General features: G+C 59.2%; 21 protein-coding genes. 13 read left to right on the forward strand and 8 right to left on the reverse strand.

Going from position 1 to position 17352, the window contains the following annotated elements; genetic code table 11:
• Positions 1-2: 2 nt before the first annotated feature.
• From ptsN to QMX89_RS02925, 8 genes are all read right to left on the reverse strand, one after another.
• Complete coding sequence (ptsN, locus tag QMX89_RS02890) at positions 3-467, reverse strand: PTS IIA-like nitrogen regulatory protein PtsN (RefSeq protein WP_049860578.1); 465 nt, start codon at positions 465-467, stop codon at positions 3-5.
• 12 nt (positions 468-479) lie between these two features.
• Positions 480-788, reverse strand: a complete 309-nt coding sequence (gene raiA, locus QMX89_RS02895) for a ribosome-associated translation inhibitor RaiA (RefSeq protein ID WP_049860579.1) — start codon at positions 786-788, stop codon at positions 480-482.
• Positions 789-866: 78 nt separating this feature from the next.
• Entirely contained in the window at positions 867-2360 is a 1494-nt protein-coding gene (locus QMX89_RS02900; protein ID WP_049860580.1) for an RNA polymerase factor sigma-54, read from the reverse strand.
• Positions 2361-2523: 163 nt separating this feature from the next.
• Complete coding sequence (lptB, locus tag QMX89_RS02905; protein ID WP_049860581.1) at positions 2524-3249, reverse strand: LPS export ABC transporter ATP-binding protein; 726 nt, start codon at positions 3247-3249, stop codon at positions 2524-2526.
• On the reverse strand, positions 3249-3794 hold the full coding sequence (gene lptA, locus QMX89_RS02910) for a lipopolysaccharide transport periplasmic protein LptA (protein WP_049860582.1): 546 nt from the start codon (positions 3792-3794) through the stop codon (positions 3249-3251). The genes lptB and lptA overlap by 1 nt, the downstream gene beginning before the upstream one ends.
• On the reverse strand, positions 3781-4353 hold the full coding sequence (gene lptC, locus QMX89_RS02915) for an LPS export ABC transporter periplasmic protein LptC (RefSeq protein ID WP_049860583.1): 573 nt from the start codon (positions 4351-4353) through the stop codon (positions 3781-3783). The genes lptA and lptC overlap by 14 nt, the downstream gene beginning before the upstream one ends.
• An 8-nt stretch (positions 4354-4361) precedes the next feature.
• Complete coding sequence (locus tag QMX89_RS02920) at positions 4362-4898, reverse strand: HAD family hydrolase (RefSeq protein WP_049860584.1); 537 nt, start codon at positions 4896-4898, stop codon at positions 4362-4364.
• A 17-nt stretch (positions 4899-4915) separates the two neighbouring features.
• A complete protein-coding gene (locus QMX89_RS02925; protein WP_282346703.1) occupies positions 4916-5890 on the reverse strand; it encodes a KpsF/GutQ family sugar-phosphate isomerase in 975 nt (324 codons plus the stop codon).
• 234 nt (positions 5891-6124) lie between these two features.
• On the opposite strand from QMX89_RS02925, the gene QMX89_RS02930 reads away from it, so the two are divergent.
• From QMX89_RS02930 to QMX89_RS02990, 13 genes are all read left to right on the forward strand, one after another.
• A complete protein-coding gene (locus QMX89_RS02930; RefSeq protein WP_049860586.1) occupies positions 6125-6934 on the forward strand; it encodes an ATP-binding cassette domain-containing protein in 810 nt (269 codons plus the stop codon).
• Complete coding sequence (gene mlaE, locus QMX89_RS02935; RefSeq protein WP_049860587.1) at positions 6934-7731, forward strand: lipid asymmetry maintenance ABC transporter permease subunit MlaE; 798 nt, start codon at positions 6934-6936, stop codon at positions 7729-7731. Before QMX89_RS02930 ends, mlaE begins: the two co-directional genes overlap by 1 nt.
• Positions 7731-8198: an outer membrane lipid asymmetry maintenance protein MlaD gene (mlaD, locus tag QMX89_RS02940; protein WP_049860588.1), complete on the forward strand. Its 468-nt coding sequence runs from the start codon at positions 7731-7733 to the stop codon at positions 8196-8198. Before mlaE ends, mlaD begins: the two co-directional genes overlap by 1 nt.
• 10 nt (positions 8199-8208) lie before the next feature.
• On the forward strand, positions 8209-8862 hold the full coding sequence (locus QMX89_RS02945) for an ABC transporter substrate-binding protein (protein ID WP_049860589.1): 654 nt from the start codon (positions 8209-8211) through the stop codon (positions 8860-8862).
• Positions 8862-9164: an STAS domain-containing protein gene (locus tag QMX89_RS02950; RefSeq protein ID WP_282346712.1), complete on the forward strand. Its 303-nt coding sequence runs from the start codon at positions 8862-8864 to the stop codon at positions 9162-9164. The genes QMX89_RS02945 and QMX89_RS02950 overlap by 1 nt, the downstream gene beginning before the upstream one ends.
• Positions 9165-9277: 113 nt before the next feature.
• A complete protein-coding gene (locus QMX89_RS02955) occupies positions 9278-9517 on the forward strand; it encodes a BolA family protein (protein WP_043186744.1) in 240 nt (79 codons plus the stop codon).
• A 22-nt stretch (positions 9518-9539) separates the two neighbouring features.
• Positions 9540-10805: a UDP-N-acetylglucosamine 1-carboxyvinyltransferase gene (gene murA / locus QMX89_RS02960; RefSeq protein ID WP_043186747.1), complete on the forward strand. Its 1266-nt coding sequence runs from the start codon at positions 9540-9542 to the stop codon at positions 10803-10805.
• A 69-nt stretch (positions 10806-10874) separates the two neighbouring features.
• Positions 10875-11510, forward strand: a complete 636-nt coding sequence (gene hisG / locus QMX89_RS02965) for an ATP phosphoribosyltransferase (protein WP_043186752.1) — start codon at positions 10875-10877, stop codon at positions 11508-11510.
• Between the two features lie 125 nt (positions 11511-11635).
• On the forward strand, positions 11636-12964 hold the full coding sequence (gene hisD, locus QMX89_RS02970; protein WP_056845027.1) for a histidinol dehydrogenase: 1329 nt from the start codon (positions 11636-11638) through the stop codon (positions 12962-12964).
• 2 nt (positions 12965-12966) lie between these two features.
• On the forward strand, positions 12967-14010 hold the full coding sequence (hisC, locus tag QMX89_RS02975) for a histidinol-phosphate transaminase (RefSeq protein ID WP_282346720.1): 1044 nt from the start codon (positions 12967-12969) through the stop codon (positions 14008-14010).
• A 264-nt stretch (positions 14011-14274) separates the two neighbouring features.
• Positions 14275-15000 carry a serine O-acetyltransferase gene (locus QMX89_RS02980; RefSeq protein WP_282346722.1) on the forward strand — a complete coding sequence of 242 codons (726 nt, stop codon included), beginning with the start codon at positions 14275-14277 and terminating at the stop codon, positions 14998-15000.
• A 63-nt stretch (positions 15001-15063) separates the two neighbouring features.
• A complete protein-coding gene (locus QMX89_RS02985; protein ID WP_282346724.1) occupies positions 15064-16257 on the forward strand; it encodes an MFS transporter in 1194 nt (397 codons plus the stop codon).
• On the forward strand, positions 16254-17162 hold the full coding sequence (locus QMX89_RS02990) for a pyridoxal-phosphate dependent enzyme (protein ID WP_282346725.1): 909 nt from the start codon (positions 16254-16256) through the stop codon (positions 17160-17162). The genes QMX89_RS02985 and QMX89_RS02990 overlap by 4 nt, the downstream gene beginning before the upstream one ends.
• Positions 17163-17352: the final 190 nt, after the last annotated feature.

Genomic DNA, 17352 nt, shown 5'->3' on the forward strand with positions numbered 1-17352 from the left:
GGTTAACGACCGTTCTGTTCGTCCAGTACCACTTGGTACAAGGCTTGATTGCTGGGCGCCGAACGCAGTCTTTCGCGCACTTCCTTGCGATCGAGCATGCTGGCGATCTGGCGGAGCAATTCCAGGTGCGCATCGGTAGCCGCTTCGGGCACCAGAAGCACGAATAGCAGGTCGACGGGGGCGCCATCGATTGCGTCGTAGTCGATCGGCGCGCTCAGGTGAACGAGGGCACTGACCGGCGTATCGCAGCCCTTGAGCCGGCAATGCGGTATGGCGATGCCGTTACCGAATCCGGTGGAGCCCAGTTTTTCACGGGCAATGAGCGCTTCGAACACGGTTTGGGTGTCGAGCGATGGCACTTCACGACCGATCAGGTTGGCGATCTCTTCGAGTGCTTTCTTCTTGCTGCCGCCCGGCACGTTCACACGTGAACGGCCGGGGGTCAGGATGGTTTCTAATCGGATCATGGGTGGGGAGTGTCAGCGAGCAGTCGCGCCTTGCAACAGACTCTGCTGTTTTTCCTTATGCTTTTTGAGTTGGCGATCCAGCTTGTCGGTAAGCAGATCGATGGCCGCGTACATGTCGTCATGTTCGGCGTTGGCAACCACCTCGCCACCGGGTATGCGCAGGGTGGCTTCGATTTTCTGTTTGAGCTTCTCGACCTCCATGATCACCTGCACGTTGGTGATCTTGTCGAAGTGGCGTTCGAGACGCTCGAGTTTTTCCCCGATGTAGGTTCGCAGGGGTTCGGTCACATCCAGTTGGTGTCCACTGATGTTGACTTGCATACCGCTTCTCCTTATTGCCATTGCATAAAGAAGCAGGCTTGGGTGCCTGCCACTGGAACGCTGTGGCACATCGCAGGGCTACATCAACCGCTTGCGTTCGCTGGACGGCGCAATCCCTAGGGACTCGCGATACTTGGCGACCGTTCGGCGGGCTACCTGGATGCCTTGTGCCTCCAGTAAACCAGCGATCTTGCTGTCACTCAACGGCTTTTTCTGATTTTCGGCGGCGACCAGTTTCTTGATGATCGCGCGGATCGCGGTGGAGGAGCATTCGCCCCCCTCGGAGGTGCTGACATGGCTGGAGAAAAAGTATTTCAGCTCGTATATGCCACGCGGCGTGTGCATGTATTTCTGCGTGGTCACCCGAGAAATGGTCGACTCGTGCATGCCCACCGCCTCGGCGATGTCGTGCAGCACCAGGGGCTTCATGGCCTCGTCGCCGTAATCGAGGAAGCCACGCTGATGCTCGACGATCTGGGTGGCAACTTTCATCAGGGTTTCGTTGCGGCTTTGCAGGCTCTTGATGAACCAGCGCGCTTCCTGGAGCTGGTTGCGCATGAAGGTGTTGTCGGCGCTGGTGTCGGCGCGCCGCACGAAGCCGGCGTACTGCGGATTGACCCGCAGCCGCGGGACCGACTCCTGATTGAGCTCGACCAGCCAGCGGTCGTTGTCCTTGCGCACGATGACGTCGGGCACGACGTATTCGGGTTCGCTGGATTCGATCTGCGAGCCGGGCCGCGGGTTCAGGCTCTGCACCAGTTCGATGACCTGGCGCAGTTCGTCTTCCTTGAGCTTCATGCGGCGCATCAGCTGGCTGTAGTCACGCGAGCCCAGCATATCGATGAAATCGCTCACCAGACGCTGTGCTTCGGCCAGCCAGCGGGTCTTGGCCGGTAGCTGGCGCAGTTGCAGCGTCAGGCATTCGCTCAGGTCGCGGGCGGCGATGCCGGCCGGTTCGAACTGCTGGATGCGATGCAGCACTGCTTCGATCTCGTCCAGTTCGATGTCCAGCTCGGGGTCGAACGAGTCGCAGATTTCCTGCAGCGTCTCGTCCAGATAACCCTGATTGTTGATGCAGTCGATGATGGTCACGGCGATCAGCCGATCGGTATCGGACATGGGCGCCAGGTTCAGCTGCCACAACAGGTGCGTCTGCAGGCTCTCGCCGACCGACGTGCGGGTGGTGAAGTCCCACTCGTCGTCATCGTTGCTCGGCAGGCTGCTGGCACTGGTCTGGTAGATGTCTTCCCAGGCTGTGTCGACCGGCAATTCGTTGGGGATGCGCTCGTTCCAGTCGCCTTCCTCGAGGTTGTCCACCGTCGGCGCAGACTCCTGGAAGCTCGGTTCCTGGATTTCCTGGGTCGGCTTCTGCTCGATGTTGTCGGCCAGCGGGTCGCTGTTGTCGAAGTCGTCGCCTTCTTCCTGGCGTTCGAGCATGGGATTGGATTCCAGCGCTTCCTGGATTTCCTGCTGGAGGTCCAGGGTCGATAGCTGGAGAAGGCGGATGGCCTGTTGCAACTGCGGTGTCATCGTCAGTTGCTGGCCCATACGTAGGACGAGCGATGGTTTCATGGCAGGAACTTAACACCTTGGTCGCCGGCGCGAAGCGCCTTCTACTACGGGTACCGAGGTACCCGGCTTATGTCGTAAGCAAATTATATGCCTGAAACCTGAGTGTTTGCCTAGGGCGCCATGAAAATTAATGCCCGCAGGAGGGCGATGGCGCCCTTGGGCTTTACAAGCGAAACTCGTGGCCCAGGTAGACTTCGCGGACCAGATCGTTGGCCAGGATGGTCTGGGCATCGCCTTCGGCGATCAACTGGCCATCATTGACGATATAGGCCGTTTCACAGATATCCAGGGTCTCGCGGACGTTGTGGTCGGTGATCAATACGCCGATGCCCTTGGTCTTGAGGTGGTGGATGATCTGTTTGATGTCGCCGACCGAAATCGGGTCGACACCGGCAAAGGGTTCGTCCAGTAGGATGAACTTGGGCGCGGTGGCCAGTGCCCGCGCGATCTCCACGCGGCGGCGTTCACCACCCGAGAGGCTCATGCCCAGGTTGTCGCGAATGTGCGTGATGTGGAACTCCTGCAGCAGGCCTTCGAGCTCGGCCAGACGGGCCGCGGCGTCGAGTTCCTTGCGGGTTTCCAGGATGGCCATGATGTTGTCGGCCACCGACAGCTTGCGGAAGATCGAGGCTTCCTGCGGCAGGTAGCCGATACCCGAACGGGCGCGGCCGTGCATTGGCTGGTGGCTGACATCCAGGTCGTCGATGAGGACGCGACCCTGGTCGGCCTGCACCAGGCCGACGATCATGTAAAAGCAGGTGGTCTTGCCGGCACCGTTGGGGCCCAGCAGGCCGACGATCTGTCCGCTTTCGATGGACAGGCTCACGTCGCGTACGACTTGTCGGCTCTTGTAGCTCTTGGCCAGGTGCTGCGCTTTCAGGACTGCCATTACTGGGCCTTCTGCGGTGCGTCGGATTTCTTCTTGGGCTGGATCACCATGTCGATCCGCGGACGAGGCGTGGTGACCTTGCTGCCCGTGGCACGGCCAGCGTTGACCACCTGACGCACCGTGTCATAGACGATCTTCTCGCCTTCGGAGGTGTTGCCGTCGTTGATGACCTTGGCCTTGTCGATCAGCACGATGCGGTTCTGCGCCGCGAAGTACTGGATGGTCACGCCGTAGGCCTGCACGATGGGCTTGTCCACTGCAGGTTTCTGCTCGTAATAGGCCAGGTTGCCGACGGCAGTGAACACGTCCACGTCGCCGGTGGCGTTGCGAGTGATGGTCACGGTGTTGCCGGTGATCTTCATCGACCCCTGGGTAATGATCACATTGCCCTTGTAGGTCGCCACACCCTGTTTGTCGTCGAGCTGGGCATCGTCGGACTGGATATGAATGGGCTGATCGCGGTCAGTGGGCAGTGCCCAGGCGCTCGCGCTTCCCAGTGCTGCGCTCAGGCTGAGCAAAAAGGGGAGGGTTTTAACGAGCCTCATACTGTCCTCTTACGTTGGACAGCAAGTTGATCTTGCTGTCATTCAGATACGCTTTCATGCCCTTGGCCGTCGACACGCCACCGGCGCCGTCGATTCTAACGTCTTGGTCGGTCTGCGCATATTGCTTCTGTGGGAAAACGGTCATGCGCGAGCTGGTGATCAGCGTGGCGCGGCTTTTCTGGTCGGTGCGCGCGATGCGAACCGAATCGATCAGCTCGACCTGGCTGCCATCGGGATTGACCTCGCCACGGTCGCTGGTCACGTGCCATGGATAGACAGTGCCGCGGTACAGCTGCATGTCGGGCTTGGTCAGCAAGGTCACCTGCGAGGTCTTGACGTGCTCGACCTTGTCGGCGGTCATGTCGTACTGCACGCCACCGTCGGGCAGGTACTGGCGAGCCTTCGCGTTGATAGCGTAGTAATCGATCTGGCTTTCGTCGACGGCCGCGGCAGGTTGGTCGAGGAAACGCTCCGGACTGATGTCCCAGTAGCCGATGGCGGCGAACAGCAATCCCAGCACACCCAGGATCACGATATTGCGGATTTTCTTGTTCAGCATGTCGGGCCCTACAGGTAGGCGGCGCGGGCCGCTTCGAGATTGCCTTGGGCAGCCAGGATCAGCTCGCAGAACTCGCGCGCTGCGCCCATGCCACCACTGGCCTGGGTCACACCGTCGGCATGCTCGCGCACGAACGCATTGGCATTGGCCACTGCCATGCCCAGCCCCACCCGGCGAATCACCGGCAAGTCGGGCAGGTCGTCACCCAGATAGGCCACTTGCTCATAGCTCAGACCCAGTTCGGCGAGCAGGCCATCGAGGACCACGAGTTTGTCTTCGCGGCCCTGGAACAGGTGGGCGATGCCCAGGTTGCGGGCGCGCCGCTCCACCACCGGGCTGCTGCGGCCGGTGATGATCGCAGTGGTCACGCCGCTGTTGATGAGCATCTTGATCCCTTGGCCATCCAGCGTGCTGAAGCTCTTGAACTCGCTGCCGTCGGCCAGGAAATACAGGCGGCCATCGGTCAGTACGCCGTCGACGTCGAATACGGCCAGCTTGATGGCCTTGCCACGTTGCAGAAGCTCGCTGCTGCCAGTATCGGTCATTGCGTCATTTCCGGTCATTACATGACTCCCGCGCGCAGCAGGTCGCCCAGGTTGAAGGCGCCTACCGGACAGTCCTGATCATCGACCACGACCAGTGAGTTGATCTTGTTGTCTTCCATGATCTTCAGCGCCTCGGCGGCCAGCATGTCGGCGCGTGCGGTCTTGCCGTGGGAAGTCATGACGTCTTCGATTCGAGTGTTGTGGACATCGATGGTGCGATCCAATGCGCGCCGCAGGTCGCCATCGGTGAAGATCCCGGCCAGGCGACCGTCGGCCTCCAGGACGGCGGTCATGCCCAGCCCCTTGCGGGTCATTTCCATCAGCGCATCGCGCAGCAGCGTACCGCGTGCTACCTGTGGCAGCGCAGTGCCGGTATGCATGACGTGTTCGACCTTGAGCAGGAGGCGACGACCCAGGGCGCCACCGGGATGGGAGAAGGCGAAGTCATCGGCGGTGAAGCCTCGCGCCTCGAGCAGGGCGATGGCCAGGGCATCGCCCAGCACCAGGGTCGCCGTGGTGGAGGAGGTCGGTGCCAGGTTCAACGGGCAGGCTTCCTGGGCGACACGGGCGTCGAGGTTGACCTCGGCGGCCTGGGCCAGGGGCGAGTCGGGGTTGCCGGTCATGCTGATCATGGGAATGCCCATGCGCTTGATCAAAGGCAGCAGTGTGACGATTTCTGCGGTCGAACCGGAGTTGGACAGGGCCAGGATGACGTCCTGGCGGGTGATCATGCCCATGTCGCCGTGGCTGGCCTCGGCAGGATGCACGAAAAACGCCGGGGTGCCGGTGCTGGCCAGGGTCGCGGCGATCTTGTTGCCGATGTGCCCGGATTTGCCCATGCCCAGCACGATCACGCGGCCGTCGCTTTCGAGGATCAGTTCGCAGGCGCGCACGAAATCGGCATCGATATGGGCAAGCAGGCCCTCTACCGCTTCGATCTCGAGACGGATGGTGCGGTGCGCGGATTGGATCAGGTCGCTGGTCTGGCTCATGGCGAAAATCGGTAGGCCCGGTGAAAAGGCGGCGATTATAGCGGGAATGGGCGAGCGACTCACCTGCCTATTTTGCGGCCTGTACAAATCAACGACACGGCACGCCAATGGATCGATCTTGGGCGGCACCTGTCTGCAATGCTATAGTTCGCCGCTTGTTCGGCCTGTCCGCGCCAAGTGTCTTCGGTCAGAAGATGAGCGTCCGAGGGTAAGGTTGCACTGCAAGGAGTTTAAATGAGTGCCGATAGCGCCTACGCGGTCGAGCTGAAAGGGGTTTCTTTCAAGCGCGGTGCGCGGAGCATTTTCAACGATGTCGATATCCGCATTCCTCGCGGCAAGGTCACCGGTATCATGGGGCCTTCAGGTAGCGGCAAGACGACGCTCCTGCGTCTGATGGGCGCCCAGCTGCGACCCACCGGCGGCGAGGTCTGGGTCAATGGCCAGAACCTGCCCAAGCTATCGCGCAGCGACCTGTTCGATGCGCGCAAGCACATGGGCGTGCTGTTCCAGAGCGGAGCGCTGTTCACCGACCTGGACGTGTTCGAGAACGTGGCCTTCCCGCTGCGGGTGCATACCGACCTGCCCGAAGACATGATCCGCGACATCGTTCTGATGAAGCTGCAGGCCGTCGGGCTGCGTGGCGCCATCGAACTGATGCCCGACGAATTGTCCGGTGGCATGAAGCGTCGTGTCGCATTGGCCCGTGCCATTGCCATGGATCCGCAGATACTGATGTACGACGAACCGTTCGTCGGCCAGGATCCGATCGCCATGGGCGTGTTGGTCCGGCTGATCCGTCTGCTCAACGATGCCCTGGGCATCACCAGTATCGTGGTCTCCCACGACCTGGCGGAAACCGCGAGCATTGCCGACTACATCTATGTGGTCGGCGATGGTCAGGTGCTGGGTCATGGTACGCCCGAGGCACTGATGGCGTCGGACAATCCGCGCGTCCGTCAATTCATGAAGGGCGATCCCGACGGCCCCGTGCCTTTTCATTTTTCCGCGCCCGATTACCGCGCCGATCTGCTGGGGAAGCGTTGATGCGCAAGAAATCAATCATGGAGCGAGTGCGCCTGTTCGGTCGATCGGCCATCGACATGGTCGGCATCCTGGGGCGTTCCGGGCTGTTCCTGGGTCACGCGCTGGTGGGCCGCGGCGGGATCGGTGGCGGTTTTCAACTGCTGATGAAGCAGCTGTATTCCGTGGGTGTGATGTCGCTGCTGATCATTGTCGTGTCCGGTGTGTTCATCGGCATGGTACTGGCGTTGCAGGGCTTCAGCATCCTGGCCAAGTACGGCTCCGAGCAGGCGGTCGGACAAATGGTCGCGCTCACGCTGTTGCGTGAACTCGGGCCGGTGGTGACCGCTCTATTGTTCGCCGGTCGCGCAGGGTCGGCACTGACTGCCGAGATCGGCAACATGAAATCGACCGAGCAGTTGTCGAGCCTGGAAATGATCGGCGTCGACCCGCTCAAGTACATCGTTGCGCCAAGGCTGTGGGCCGGTTTCATTTCCCTGCCGCTGCTGGCCATGATCTTCAGCGTCGTCGGTATCTGGGGTGGATCCTGGGTGGCCGTCGATTGGCTGGGGGTCTACGAAGGATCGTTCTGGGCCAACATGCAGAACAGCGTCAATTTCACCGATGACGTGCTCAACGGTGTGATCAAGAGCCTGGTATTCGCTTTCGTCGTCACCTGGATCGCCGTGTTCCAGGGGTATGACTGTGAACCCACGTCCGAGGGCATCAGCCGCGCCACCACCAAGACCGTGGTCTATGCGTCGCTGGCCGTCCTGGGCCTGGACTTTATTCTGACCGCCCTGATGTTTGGAGATTTCTGATGCAAAACCGATCAATGGAAGTCGGAGTCGGCCTGTTCCTTCTGGCCGGTATCCTGGCTTTGCTGCTGTTGGCCTTGCGTGTCAGTGGTCTGTCCACCAGCGCGAACACCGAGAGCTACAAACTTTATGCCTATTTCGACAATATCGCCGGTTTGACTGTCAGAGCCAAGGTGACCATGGCCGGTGTGACCATCGGCAAGGTCACGGCCATCGATCTGGATCGCGACACCTTCACCGGAAGGGTGACCCTGCAGCTGGACAAGAAAGTGGACAACCTGCCCACCGACTCCACTGCTTCCATCCTGACTGCGGGTCTGCTGGGCGAGAAGTACATTGGTATCAGTGTGGGTGGCGAAGAGGCCTTGCTCGCCGACGGCGGTACCATCCATGACACCCAGTCGTCCCTGGTGCTCGAAGACCTGATCGGCAAGTTCCTGCTCAATACAGTCAGCAAAGATGCCAAATAAGGAGTTATCCATGTTTTCGATCATGCGACGCAGCCTGCTGGTTCTGGTGGCTCTGCTGCCGATGTGGGCCAATGCAGCGCCTGCGGTGTCCGCACATCAGGTGGTGCAGGGCGTCACCGACCGATTGCTGTCGGATCTGGAAAAGAACCGCGACACCTACCGCAGCAATCCGCAGGCGTTCTACGACGCGCTCAACACCATCGTTGGTCCCGTGGTCGACGCCGATGGCATTTCGCGCAGCATCATGACCGTGAAGTATTCGCGCAAGGCTACCCCTGCGCAGATGGCCCGGTTCCAGGAAAACTTCAAGCGCAGCTTGATGCAGTTCTACGGTAACGCCTTGCTCGAGTACAACAACCAGGGCATCACCGTGGGTCCGGCCAAGGACGAAAGCGGTACGCGCACCAGCGTCGACATGCAGGTCAAAGGCACGGGCGGGGCGGTGTATCCGGTTTCCTACACCCTGGAAAACCTGAACAACGAGTGGAAGGTGCGTAACGTCATCATCAACGGCATCAACATCGGCAAGCTGTTCCGCGATCAGTTCGCCGACAGTATGCAGCGTAACGGCAACGACCTGGACAAGACCATCGATGGTTGGGCTGGCGAAGTCGCCAAGGCCAAGGAAGTGACCGACAAAGCTGCACCGACGAGCGCGCAGTGATGGAACAGGGTCGTGTCGAACTGTCGGGCGATCAGCTGAGCCTGGCCGGTGTGCTGGATTACCGCTGCGGTGCGGCCCTGCGCAAGCAGGGGCAGGCACTGATCCAGTCCAGCCAGGACGCCGCGCTGATCATCGACTGCACCGGCGTGGAAAAGTCGAGCAGCGTGGGCTTGTCCCTGCTGCTGGGCTTCATGCGCGATGCGCAGGCCGCTGGCAAGAGCGTGCGGGTTCAGGCATTGCCGCACGACATGCGTCAGATCGCTCAGGTCACTGGCATGAGCGACTTCTTTTCACAGAATTGATTGGCCGTCGTAACAGCTCTCTGACCTGATCCCGTGAATCCGGGGTTCGCAGTCGGAGGGCTTTTTTGTATGATGGCCGACCCGCGCGCACAGGGCGCCGATCGAGGTTGAGCATGCAGGCTGTAGAAGTGAAGGGTTTCCTTGAATCCAAACTGCCCGGAGTGCAGGTGGAAGTCGAAGGCGAAGGCTGCAATTTCCAGCTGAACGTGATCAGTGACGAGCTGACTGCGCTCAGTCCGGTCAAGCGCCAGCAACAGATCTATGCTCATTTGAACCCATGGATCGCCGATGGCAGCATCCATGCGATCACCATGAAATTCTTCAGCAGCGCAGCCTGGGCTGAGCGTTCCTGAGCCACCCCGCGTCGAGACTCCAATGGACAAACTGATTATTACTGGCGGCGTTCGCCTTGATGGCGAAATCCGCATTTCCGGGGCGAAGAACTCCGCCTTGCCGATCCTGGCCGCTACCTTGCTGGCCGATGGGCCGGTGACGGTCGCCAATCTGCCGCACCTGCACGACATCACCACCATGATCGAGCTGTTCGGCCGCATGGGCATCGAGCCGGTGATCGACGAGAAGCTGGCGGTGGAGATCGATCCGCGCACCATCAAGACCCTGGTTGCGCCGTACGAACTGGTCAAGACCATGCGCGCCTCGATCCTGGTGCTGGGCCCGATGGTCGCCCGTTTCGGTGAGGCCGAAGTGGCGTTGCCCGGCGGTTGCGCGATCGGCTCGCGTCCGGTCGACCTGCACATCCGTGGTCTGGAAGCCATGGGCGCCGTGATCGACGTGGAAGCCGGCTACATCAAGGCCAAGGCCCCCGAGGGCGGTCTGCGCGGTGCCAACTTCTTCTTCGATACCGTCAGCGTGACCGGTACCGAGAACATCATGATGGCTGCGGCGCTGGCCAACGGTCGCAGCGTGTTGCAGAACGCCGCGCGCGAGCCGGAAGTGGTCGACCTGGCCAACTTCATCAACGCCATGGGCGGCAATGTCCAGGGCGCAGGCACCGACACCATCACCATCGATGGCGTCAAGCGTCTGCACTCGGCGACCTACAAGGTCATGCCCGATCGCATCGAGACCGGCACCTACCTGGTGGCTGCGGCCTGCACCGGCGGCCGGGTCAAGGTCAAGGACACCGATCCGACCATCCTCGAAGCGGTGCTGGAGAAGCTCCGCGAAGCGGGTGCCGAGATCACCACGGGCGCCGACTGGATCGAACTGAACATGCACGGCAAGCGGCCCAAGGCGGTCAATGTCCGTACCGCGCCATACCCTGCGTTCCCCACCGACATGCAGGCGCAGTTCATCTCGCTCAATGCCATTGCCGAAGGCACGGGCGCGGTGATCGAGACCATCTTCGAAAACCGCTTCATGCACGTGTACGAAATGCACCGCATGGGCGCGCAGATCCAGGTCGAAGGCAACACAGCCATCGTCACCGGTGCCGAAAAGCTCAAGGGCGCGCCCGTCATGGCTACCGACCTGCGGGCTTCGGCCAGCCTGGTGATTTCCGCGCTGACGGCTGAAGGCGATACCCTGATCGACCGCATCTACCACATCGACCGTGGCTACGAGTGCATCGAAGAAAAACTGCAGATGCTGGGCGCCAAGATCCGTCGCGTACCGGGCTGATAAGCGAGCCGGGCGCAGGGATGCGCCCGGGCGTTGCCAGAAACTTTCCTGTAAGGACTGACGTTTCCCATGTTGACCATTGCGTTGTCCAAAGGCCGCATTCTTGACGATACATTGCCGCTTCTGGCCGAGGCGGGCATCGTGCCCACCGAAAACCCGGACAAGAGCCGCAAGCTGATCATTCCCACGACCCAGGACGATGTGCGCCTGCTGATCGTGCGCGCCACCGATGTGCCGACCTATGTCGAACACGGTGCTGCCGACCTGGGCGTTGCCGGCAAGGATGTCCTGCTCGAATACAGCGGCCAGGGCCTGTACGAGCCGCTGGATCTGCAGATTGCCCAGTGCAAGCTGATGACGGCGGGCGCCATCGGTGCCGCCGAGCCCACGGGTCGTCTGCGCGTCGCCACCAAGTTCGTCAACGTTGCCAAGCGTTACTATGCCGAGCAGGGTCGTCAGGTCGATATCATCAAACTGTACGGCTCCATGGAGCTGGCACCGCTGGTGGGCCTGGCCGACAAGATCATCGATGTCGTCGACACCGGCAACACCCTGCGCGCCAATGGCCTGGAACCTCAGGAATTGATCGCCCACATCAGCTCCCGGCTGGTGGTGAACAAAGCCTCCATGAAGATGCAGCACGCCCGCATCCAGGCGTTGATCGACACCCTGCGCAAGGCAGTGGAGTCGCGACACCGCGGCTGACTTTCCCGCGCGGGTTCGCAACCCGCGCCCGTCTATCCGCATCATAGCCAAATAACTCAAGTGCCCATGTGGATCGATTGGTAATCTATCGGCGCTTGAGCAATTGCCATTATTTGAGGCCCGCCATGACCGCTTCCACTGCTATTCGCCGACTCGATGCCACTGATCCGGACTTCGCCCGCCATCTGGACCATCTGTTGAGCTGGGAAAGTGTGTCCGATGATTCGGTCAATCAGCGGGTGCTGGACATCATCAAGGCCGTGCGCGAGCGGGGCGATGCTGCGCTGGTCGAGTTCACCGAGCGCTTCGATGGTCTGCAGGTGGCGTCGATGGCCGACCTGATCCTGCCGCGCGAGCGCCTGGAACTGGCGCTCACGCGCATCACCGAGGCCCAGCGCGAAGCGCTTGAAACCGCCGCCGAGCGGGTGCGCCTGTATCACGAAAAGCAGAAGCAGGACTCCTGGAGCTATACCGAAGCCGATGGCACTGTGCTCGGCCAGAAAGTGACGCCGCTGGATCGCGCCGGCCTGTATGTGCCTGGCGGCAAGGCGTCGTACCCCTCGTCAGTGCTGATGAATGCCATTCCGGCGAAGGTGGCGGGCGTGACCGAAGTGGTCATGGTCGTGCCCACGCCGCGAGGCGAGGTCAACGAACTGGTACTGGCAGCGGCCTGCATCGCCGGGGTCGACCGCGTGTTCACCATCGGCGGCGCCCAGGCCGTTGCGGCCCTGGCCTACGGCACTGAAAGCGTGCCGCGGGTGGACAAGGTGGTCGGCCCTGGCAACATCTATGTGGCGACGGCCAAGCGCCATGTGTTCGGCCAGGTCGGGATCGACATGATCGCAGGTCCCTCCGAGATTCTCGTGGTCTGCGACGGCGGCACCGATCCGGACTGGATCGCCATGGATCTGTTCTCCCAGGCCGAACACGACGAAGACGCCCAGGCGATTCTGGTCAGCCCCGATGCGGAGTTCCTCGACAAGGTCGCGGCCAGCATCGACAAGTTGCTGCCGACCATGGAGCGTGCCGAGATCATCAATACCTCGATCAACGGCCGTGGCGCGTTGATCAAGGTCCGCGACATGCAGCAGGCCATCGAAGTGGCCAACCGCATCGCGCCGGAGCACCTGGAGTTGTCGGTCGAAGATCCTCAGGCCTGGCTGCCGCAGATACGTCACGCCGGTGCCATCTTCATGGGTCGTCACACCAGTGAAGCGCTGGGCGACTACTGCGCAGGTCCCAACCATGTGCTGCCGACGTCCGGCACGGCGCGCTTTTCCTCGCCCTTGGGGGTCTATGACTTCCAGAAGCGTTCGTCGATCATCTTCTGCTCCGAGCAGGGGGCTTCCGAACTGGGCAAGACCGCTTCGGTACTGGCCCGGGGTGAATCCCTGAGCGCCCATGCCCGCAGCGCCGAATACCGTATTCAATCCGATCTGGCAAAAGGGGAGTGAGCATGAGCAAATTCTGGAGCCCTTTCGTCAAGGACTTGGTGCCCTACGTGCCCGGCGAGCAACCCAAGGTCGCCAACCTGGTCAAGCTCAACACCAACGAGAACCCCTACGGCCCATCGCCCAAGGCGATCGAAGCCATGCGCGCCGAGTTGAGTGATGCCCTGCGCCTGTACCCGGACCCCAACAGCGATCTGCTCAAGCAAGCCGTGGCGGACTATTACGGTGTGCAGACCAACCAGGTGTTTCTGGGCAATGGTTCGGACGAGGTGCTGGCGCATATCTTCCACGGCTTGTTCCAGCATGACCAACCGCTGCTGTTTCCGGACATCAGCTACAGCTTCTATCCGGTCTACTGCGGTTTGTATGGCATTCCCTTCGAGGCCGTGCCGCTGGATGACCAGTTCCAGATCCGTGCGCACGACTATGCCAAGCCCAACGCCGGGATCATCTTCCCCAACCCGAACGCACCCACCGGTTGCTTGTTGCCGCTGGAGGCAGTCGAGCAGATCGTCAAGGCCAGCCCGGACTCGGTCGTTGTGGTGGACGAAGCCTACGTCGACTTCGGTGGCGAAACGGCGATCAAACTGGTCGATCGCTATCCGAACCTGCTGGTCACCCAGACCGTGTCCAAATCACGCTCGTTGGCCGGCCTGCGGGTCGGCCTGGCGGTGGGGCATCCAGATCTGATCGAGGCGCTGGAGCGCATCAAGAACAGCTTCAACTCCTATCCGATCGACCGCATCGCCGTCGCCGGTGCCGCTGCGGCCTTCGCCGACACGGCCTACTTCGAAGACACCTGCGCCAAGGTCATCGCCAGCCGGGAAAAACTGGTCGAAGGGCTGCATCAGCGTGGGTTCGACGTGCTGCCTTCGGCGGCCAACTTCATTTTCGCCCGTCATCCCAAACAGGACGCGGCAGGCATCTCCGCTCGCCTGCGGGAGAAAGGTGTGATCGTGCGGCACTTCAAACAGGAACGCATTGCCCAGTTTCTGCGCATCAGCATTGGTACGCCGGAGCAGAATCAGGCGTTGCTGGACGCGCTGTAAGTCACGCAGGGGCTCTGCGTTGTCCTTGGTCCCCCCCGAAAGGAGGGGCCATAGGACGGTAACGCGATCTCAGCGATCCATATTAATCTGACACCTATCCCCAGCCTGCCCCGAAACCGCGATCTCTGTTCCTTGTCATTGTCCTTGGCCATGGGGCGTGTGTAAGGTACCTGTACCTTCGCATAAGGAAACAATTCAAAATTCCTCTTTGAGCCTGTGTTGTGCAAGCTGCACAACTTCTTGAGCGCTTTGCGGAGCACATCAATGGATATACAACAACAAGAATCGCTAAAACTCACGTTCACAGCTGAGCAGCACAGGCTTGCTCAGTGCACGGTAGAGCAATTTCTGAAAGCGGCTGTGCTCGAATGCATTGCCAAAGAAGATGCCGTTGAGATATTAAGGAGGCAAGATTTAAGTTCTGTTATACAAGCCGCCTATGAAGACTTGAAAGCATTCGCGTCGAAAGATCCAGCCTCTCAACGTGACCTTGAATTTATAGCGAGAACTTACACTTCTTACGCGGCAGTGTTGCACTACCGATTGGCGAATTATGTTTATAAGCTGCCGTTAGCTTCGGCTGACTCAGCGAGTGCTGTTGTTTATGCAGGGTTGCTTAGTCGGCGAGGAAAGCTCTTGTCGGGGGCTGAAATTCACTTCAGGTGTGAGATTGGTAATCGTTTTGTTCTTGATCATGGATATGGCACTGTCATAGGAGAAACAACGAAAATCGGACATGACTGCTATATCTTGGGAGGCGTTGTTTTGGGAGCGCGGAGCATTTGTAATAATCCGCCTTGCTTGCGCCATCCAACGTTGGGGGATCGTGTTCAAGTCGGTGCGTTTGCAAGTATTTTAGGTCCGGTTTCGATTGGGGATGATACGATGATTGGTGCACATTGTCTTATCTCGGAGGATGTCCCAGCTCAGCACCGAGTAACGCTCGATGGTACCAAAAATGTGGTGAGGTCGATAAGGCGCAGCACTTGATCTTTAGCTGGCGCGTGCATTATCAGAAAAGCCATAGATAAAATTATAAGAAAAGGAATACGTATGAGTTTTGATAGGCTTCCCGTAAAAACATATCTTTATTTCATGGCCCAGTCTGCCAATCTCACGGCCGCCGTTATGTCGGTGACAATGGCGGCCGTGATAGGCGCTCAACTCGCGCCCTCGCCGGCGTGGTCAACTTTACCCTATGGCATGCAGTTTTTTTCTCTGATGTTAGCAACCTACCCAGCATCGAAATTTATGAGCGTCTATGGCCGCCGGGCTGGTTTTCATTTAGGCAGTTTGGCGCTGGCGGTCTCTGGAATCACCGGCTTTTATGCCCTGCAGACAGGTAGCTTTTATTGGCTCATGGCTGCTCACGCCGCACTAGGAGGGTACATTGCCTTCGCAAACTTCAATCGATTTGCCGCAACCGATGGGCTCAGTGCCAAACTGAAGGCAAAGGCGATTTCCTTGGTCGTGGCTGGAGGCGTTGTGGCAGCCTTCATTGGTCCATGGGTGGCGACTTCGCTTCGTTCCGTGGGTGACTTCAGCGAGTTCGCGCTGTGCTACGGTTTTTTTGTGCTGCTGGCGGTCATATCCGCCACTGTTAATCAGATGACGCCAATAGCTGAGACGAAACATTCAGCTAATAGCGCGATACCTGCGCCTCTTCGAAACAGTTTTGACTGGGATCTTGCGCCGCCTATCATTTTTGCGGCAATGGGGTATGGGCTCATGAATTTGCTCATGATCCAAGCCTCGTTGCAGATGGCGGCTATGCATACGCATTTTCAGGTCATCGGTGTCGCTGTTCAGTGGCACGTGTTCGCTATGTTTGCGCCTTCCTTCATCACTGGATATCTGATTGCCCGAATGGGCGTCAATCGGATGGTGTTGCTAGGGCTAGTGCTATTGGCAACGGCCGCCATGATCAATTTTCTTTACCTATCGCAGGCTTCCATATTGATTGCATTGGTTGTGTTAGGTGTGGGTTGGAACTTCACCTATGTGGCAGGAGGCGCGATGCTTGCCCTTCGACTTGAAGGCAACAGAGAGCCCATCAAGGTCCAAGGTGTCAATGACCTTGTTATCGCCGTTATGGCGACTGCTGGGGCGTTTCTTCCAGGCCTGCTACTCGCCATGGTAGGGTGGAGCGGTACCAACGCTGGTGTGGCGATGCTGATGTTGGCACTCATCGCTTATTTCATTACAGTCACACGTCGAACCGCGGCCAAGAAGCAGGTGGTGAAATGACACTCAGCCAAAGTTTGATGATGTGTCCTGGGCTTCTCATGAAGTTGGAGATGAATAATCCGGGAGGGAGCCATAAATATAGAGCGGCGCGCCATATAGTCGAGTCTTCCATAGGTTCGGGTCGCATTGTACCTGGCCGGACAACCGTCATTGAAAAAACGGGCGGTAATTTCGGGTTCGGCCTTCTGGCAGCATGCCAGCCTTATGGTGTACAGGTAGAGTTGGCAATAGGACTGGGTTATAGCGCCAGAAAAAAAGAACTGCTCGCTGGTCTCGGGGCCAAACTGATTGGTCATGATATGCTGGAGAAAGGGGCAACGCCGGCTGAGGTAGTTGATCACTATCTCAGTCACCGAGACTGCGGCAGTAAACAATATTTTTATACCGATCAGTTTAGCAATGCCTTAGGTTTAGAGGCTCACCAGATAGAAACGGGACGAGAGCTTGCAGATCAGATTCGAGCTATCAGCAATGCTCAAAAAATATTGTTCATCGGATGCGCTGGTACGGGGGCTAGCTTCACAGGCGTTTGTCGTGCGTTGTCTGGAAGCGGATTTACAGTACAGGCCCATTTGGTAGAACCTGAAGAGTGTGATACCCGTTTAGGCGAGTTTAGGGATCATCGGCTAGAAGGTATGTCAGTAGGTGTTGCTCCGCCGTTCCTGGACTGGAGTCTGGTGTATTCCGTTCAAAAAGTGACCATTGAAGAGATGATCGACACCCAGCGGTGGGCATATGCGCAGCGAGGGATTTACATCGGTAACAGCTCCGCGGGATGCCTGGCAGTGGCTCGGCGCTTGCATCGTAAAGTTGACCACAGAGACACGCTTGTTGCTTGCATCGCTTATGACGGCGGTTATTGGTATTCAGATATAACAGCCAAATTTAGCAAGCTGGCGTCGTAGAAACCTATAGGCTGCTATTGGAGGGCTTGGTGCTGTTTCAGAAGTGCCTGTTTTCTATTGGAAATAGGAAAGCCGCTGCTGGCTCTATCCTCTTTTCAGGTAGGCGAAGATCCGTGCTGACGGGGCGCTCTATCCAGACCTCTCTTTCTGAAGAAGGTTAGAAAGTGGAGCAGGTAAACACAGATCCTTG

Origin of the sequence: Pseudomonas sp. PS01301 (genome assembly GCF_029960215.1) — a bacterium.
GTDB lineage: Bacteria > Pseudomonadota > Gammaproteobacteria > Pseudomonadales > Pseudomonadaceae > Aquipseudomonas > Aquipseudomonas coleopterorum.

Coding starts and splice junctions, on each gene's coding strand:
- hisG (WP_043186752.1), top strand. CDS start 10,875: ATGTTGACCATTGCGTTGTCCAAAGGCCGCATTCTTGACGATACATTG.
- ptsN (WP_049860578.1), bottom strand. CDS start 467: ATGATCCGATTAGAAACCATCCTGACCCCCGGCCGTTCACGTGTGAAC.
- lptA (WP_049860582.1), bottom strand. CDS start 3,794: ATGAGGCTCGTTAAAACCCTCCCCTTTTTGCTCAGCCTGAGCGCAGCA.
- hisC (WP_282346720.1), top strand. CDS start 12,967: ATGAGCAAATTCTGGAGCCCTTTCGTCAAGGACTTGGTGCCCTACGTG.
- hisD (WP_056845027.1), top strand. CDS start 11,636: ATGACCGCTTCCACTGCTATTCGCCGACTCGATGCCACTGATCCGGAC.
- QMX89_RS02980 (WP_282346722.1), top strand. CDS start 14,275: ATGGATATACAACAACAAGAATCGCTAAAACTCACGTTCACAGCTGAG.
- QMX89_RS02925 (WP_282346703.1), bottom strand. CDS start 5,890: ATGAGCCAGACCAGCGACCTGATCCAATCCGCGCACCGCACCATCCGT.
- mlaE (WP_049860587.1), top strand. CDS start 6,934: ATGCGCAAGAAATCAATCATGGAGCGAGTGCGCCTGTTCGGTCGATCG.
- lptB (WP_049860581.1), bottom strand. CDS start 3,249: ATGGCAGTCCTGAAAGCGCAGCACCTGGCCAAGAGCTACAAGAGCCGA.
- QMX89_RS02955 (WP_043186744.1), top strand. CDS start 9,278: ATGCAGGCTGTAGAAGTGAAGGGTTTCCTTGAATCCAAACTGCCCGGA.
- QMX89_RS02920 (WP_049860584.1), bottom strand. CDS start 4,898: ATGACCGATACTGGCAGCAGCGAGCTTCTGCAACGTGGCAAGGCCATC.
- QMX89_RS02945 (WP_049860589.1), top strand. CDS start 8,209: ATGTTTTCGATCATGCGACGCAGCCTGCTGGTTCTGGTGGCTCTGCTG.
- QMX89_RS02985 (WP_282346724.1), top strand. CDS start 15,064: ATGAGTTTTGATAGGCTTCCCGTAAAAACATATCTTTATTTCATGGCC.
- QMX89_RS02950 (WP_282346712.1), top strand. CDS start 8,862: ATGGAACAGGGTCGTGTCGAACTGTCGGGCGATCAGCTGAGCCTGGCC.
- raiA (WP_049860579.1), bottom strand. CDS start 788: ATGCAAGTCAACATCAGTGGACACCAACTGGATGTGACCGAACCCCTG.
- QMX89_RS02900 (WP_049860580.1), bottom strand. CDS start 2,360: ATGAAACCATCGCTCGTCCTACGTATGGGCCAGCAACTGACGATGACA.
- QMX89_RS02990 (WP_282346725.1), top strand. CDS start 16,254: ATGACACTCAGCCAAAGTTTGATGATGTGTCCTGGGCTTCTCATGAAG.
- murA (WP_043186747.1), top strand. CDS start 9,540: ATGGACAAACTGATTATTACTGGCGGCGTTCGCCTTGATGGCGAAATC.
- mlaD (WP_049860588.1), top strand. CDS start 7,731: ATGCAAAACCGATCAATGGAAGTCGGAGTCGGCCTGTTCCTTCTGGCC.
- lptC (WP_049860583.1), bottom strand. CDS start 4,353: ATGCTGAACAAGAAAATCCGCAATATCGTGATCCTGGGTGTGCTGGGA.
- QMX89_RS02930 (WP_049860586.1), top strand. CDS start 6,125: ATGAGTGCCGATAGCGCCTACGCGGTCGAGCTGAAAGGGGTTTCTTTC.